Here is a 2,711-nt window from a genome sequence, read left to right on the forward strand (position 1 = left end):
ACGCGGGCGGCGCGGCGTGGGACGAGCCCGACACAGCGCTGCTGAGACGGCTCCTGGACGCCCTGGAGGCACTGTGATCCGCGCGCGCCGGCAGCGTGCCGAAAGGAGACTGCTCATGGCCGTCGAGACCGACGTGCTGGACGAACTGCGCCGGCTCCGCACCCGCATACCCCGGCTGGCCGGCACCCTCGCGGCCACCGTCGACGGGCTCGTCCTCGCCCAGGACGCGGCGGACACCGAACCGGAAGGGCTGGCCGCGCTCACCGCCGCCGCGCTGGGTGTCGCGTACCGGATGACGGACGCCGCCGCCCGGGGCGAGTTCCGCGAACTCCTGGTACGCGGCAGCCAGGGCTACATCGCCACCTACGCGGCCGGCACCACCGCCGTCCTCACCCTCCTCGCCGACGACCGGGTCAACGTGGGCCGGCTGCACCTCGAGGGTCGGCGCAGCGGCGCCCGGATCGCGGAACTGGTGGACACCCACATCGGCCAGGGGGCGGGGCGGCACGCCGACCGGATCGTGACCCGCGAGATCCCCGCACGGACGCAGGACCCGGGCCGGCCCATCGGAACCCTTCCGGTGCGGACCCCGCAGCTGCCCCCGCACCGGCCCCGGACCCAGCCCGGCGGCTGACCCCCGACCTCTCTCCCCGGCCGGACGCCCGCGCGTCACCCGGCGACCGGCCCGAACAGCCCATTCATGACGGAAAGGACACACGCCCATGGCCAACACCGAGACCTCCCTCAAGGAATGCCTCGCCTCCATCGACGGCGCGACGGCAGCCGCACTCGTCGACTACACCAGCGGCATGGCCCTCGGCACCCTGGGCGGCGGCAAGGACTTCAACCTGGAGGTCGCCGCCGCCGGCAACACCGACGTCGTACGGTCCAAGCTGCGCACCATGGAACACCTGGGGCTGAACGAGGAGATCGAGGACATCCTCATCACCCTGAACAGCCAGTACCACCTGATCCGCCTGCTCAAGGGCCGCGGCGGCAACGGCCTCTTCCTGTACCTGGTCCTCGACGGGGCCCGGGCCAACCTCGCCATGGCGCGCCACCAGCTGCGCCGCATCGAGTCGGACCTGGAGGTCTGAGCCGGTCCGGGGGCCCCGCGCGCCCGGACGGCGCGCGGAGCCCCCGGACGGCGCGCGGAGCCCCCGGACCGCCGGTGTCAGGCCGCCTCGGGCAGCCAGAGGTCGGGGCCGAAGACCTCGTAGTGGACGGACCGGGCCGGGATCCCGGCGGCGAGCAGATCGCCGCGTACCGCGCGCATGAACGGCAGCGGGCCGCACAGGTACACCGTCGCGTCCGCCGGGATGTCGATGCCCTCGAGGCTCATCAGACCGTCGCGGACGCCGGGCTCCTCGGAGCCGGGACGCTCGTACCAGAACACCGCCTCCGCGTCGGGCAGCCCGTTCACCGTCTCGCGGGTCTCGGCACGCAGGGCGTGCTCGGCGGGCGAGCCGTCGGCGTGCAGCACGAGTACCCGCCGGGTGGAGCCGGTGGCCCGCAGGCGGGCGAGCATGCCGAGCATCGGGGTGCAGCCGATACCGGCCGAGGCCAGGATCAGGGGGGTGTCCGCCTCGTCGAGCGCGACATCGCCGGCCGGCACGGAGAGGGTGAGCTCGTCGCCCGTGCCGACCTGTTCGAACAGCAGGTTGGACACCTCGCCGTCCGGGGCGCCCTCCGCTCCTCCGACCCGCTTGACGGTGAGACGGCGCACCTCGTCACCCGGGTCGGAGGACAGGCTGTACTGGCGGAGCTGGTGCACACCGTCGGGCATGCGCAGCTTCACGCTGACGTACTGGCCCGCCCGGGCCGGCGGCGCGGGCCTGCCGTCGGCGGGGCACAGCAGGAACGACACCACGTCGTCCGTCTCCTCGTGGCGCTCCACGACCGTCCAGGGCCGCCAGATGTCGCCCGGCTCGACACCGGCCTCGTGGTACAGCCGGGCCTCCCGCGCGATGAGCGCGCCGGCCATCAGCCAGTACACCTCGTCCCAGGCGGCCGCCACATCCGGGGTCACCGCGTCGCCCAGCACCTCGGCGATCGCGCCGAACAGGTACTTGTGCACGATCGTGTACTGGTCGTCGGTGATCCCGACCGCGACGTGCTTGTGGGCGATCCGGGCCAGCAGGGCGTCCGGCCGGCTGTCCGGGTCGGCGAGCAGCGCCTGGGCGAAACCGGCTATGGACCCGGCGAGAGCCCGGCGCTGGGCCCCGCTGGCCTGGTTGCCCCGGTTGAACAGGCCGTCCAGCAACTCCGGCCGGTCGCGGAACATCGCGCCGTAGAAACGCGTGGTGATCTCATCGAGCGCCCCGGCCACGGCGGGCAGGGTGGCCCGCAGTACTGCGGTGGACTCTTCGGACAGCATGAGGTCTCCCAAAAGCGCTACGGGACAAGGGCGTTGGACCGCGGATCCGGACCGGCGGCAGAACCTGTATAGCAATCCGGCACACCTGTTCCCCGGGGTAACGGGGCCCCCGGCCGCGATCGGGGACCGTCGTCCCACCGGACGGGGACCTCCGGCCCCGACCGGCCCCCACCATCAGGGCCGAACGGCCCCCCGCCCAGGGACGGCCGGCGGTCGCCGGGGCGGCGGGAGGGTGATCTCCGGCCGGCGGGACGACGGTCACCGCCTGGCGGGGTGGTGGGACGGTCGGAGGGCGGTCCGCTGGGACAGCCGACCGGCGGTCCCCGGGCAGGCG

Annotated in this window: 3 protein-coding genes; 2 read left to right on the forward strand and 1 reads right to left on the reverse strand. The window is 73.9% G+C overall.

Annotated elements, in window-relative coordinates:
• Positions 1–115: 115 nt before the first annotated feature.
• A complete protein-coding gene (locus B9S61_RS12880) occupies positions 116–634 on the forward strand; it encodes a roadblock/LC7 domain-containing protein (RefSeq protein WP_103542376.1) in 519 nt (172 codons plus the stop codon).
• 88 nt (positions 635–722) lie between these two features.
• The gene (locus tag B9S61_RS12885) at positions 723–1,097 is read left to right on the forward strand and encodes a hypothetical protein (protein WP_103542377.1); all 375 of its coding nucleotides are present in this window, start codon (positions 723–725) and stop codon (positions 1,095–1,097) included.
• A gap of 77 nt (positions 1,098–1,174) precedes the next feature.
• Here B9S61_RS12885 and B9S61_RS12890 read toward each other — a convergent pair whose 3' ends face one another.
• Positions 1,175–2,377, reverse strand: a complete 1,203-nt coding sequence (locus B9S61_RS12890) for a globin domain-containing protein (RefSeq protein WP_103542378.1) — start codon at positions 2,375–2,377, stop codon at positions 1,175–1,177.
• Between the last annotated feature and the right edge of the window lie 334 nt (positions 2,378–2,711).

The organism is Streptomyces sp. SM1 (assembly GCF_002910825.1).
GTDB lineage: Bacteria > Actinomycetota > Actinomycetes > Streptomycetales > Streptomycetaceae > Streptomyces > Streptomyces okerensis.

Coding starts and splice junctions, on each gene's coding strand:
- B9S61_RS12880 (WP_103542376.1), top strand. CDS start 116: ATGGCCGTCGAGACCGACGTGCTGGACGAACTGCGCCGGCTCCGCACC.
- B9S61_RS12885 (WP_103542377.1), top strand. CDS start 723: ATGGCCAACACCGAGACCTCCCTCAAGGAATGCCTCGCCTCCATCGAC.
- B9S61_RS12890 (WP_103542378.1), bottom strand. CDS start 2,377: ATGCTGTCCGAAGAGTCCACCGCAGTACTGCGGGCCACCCTGCCCGCC.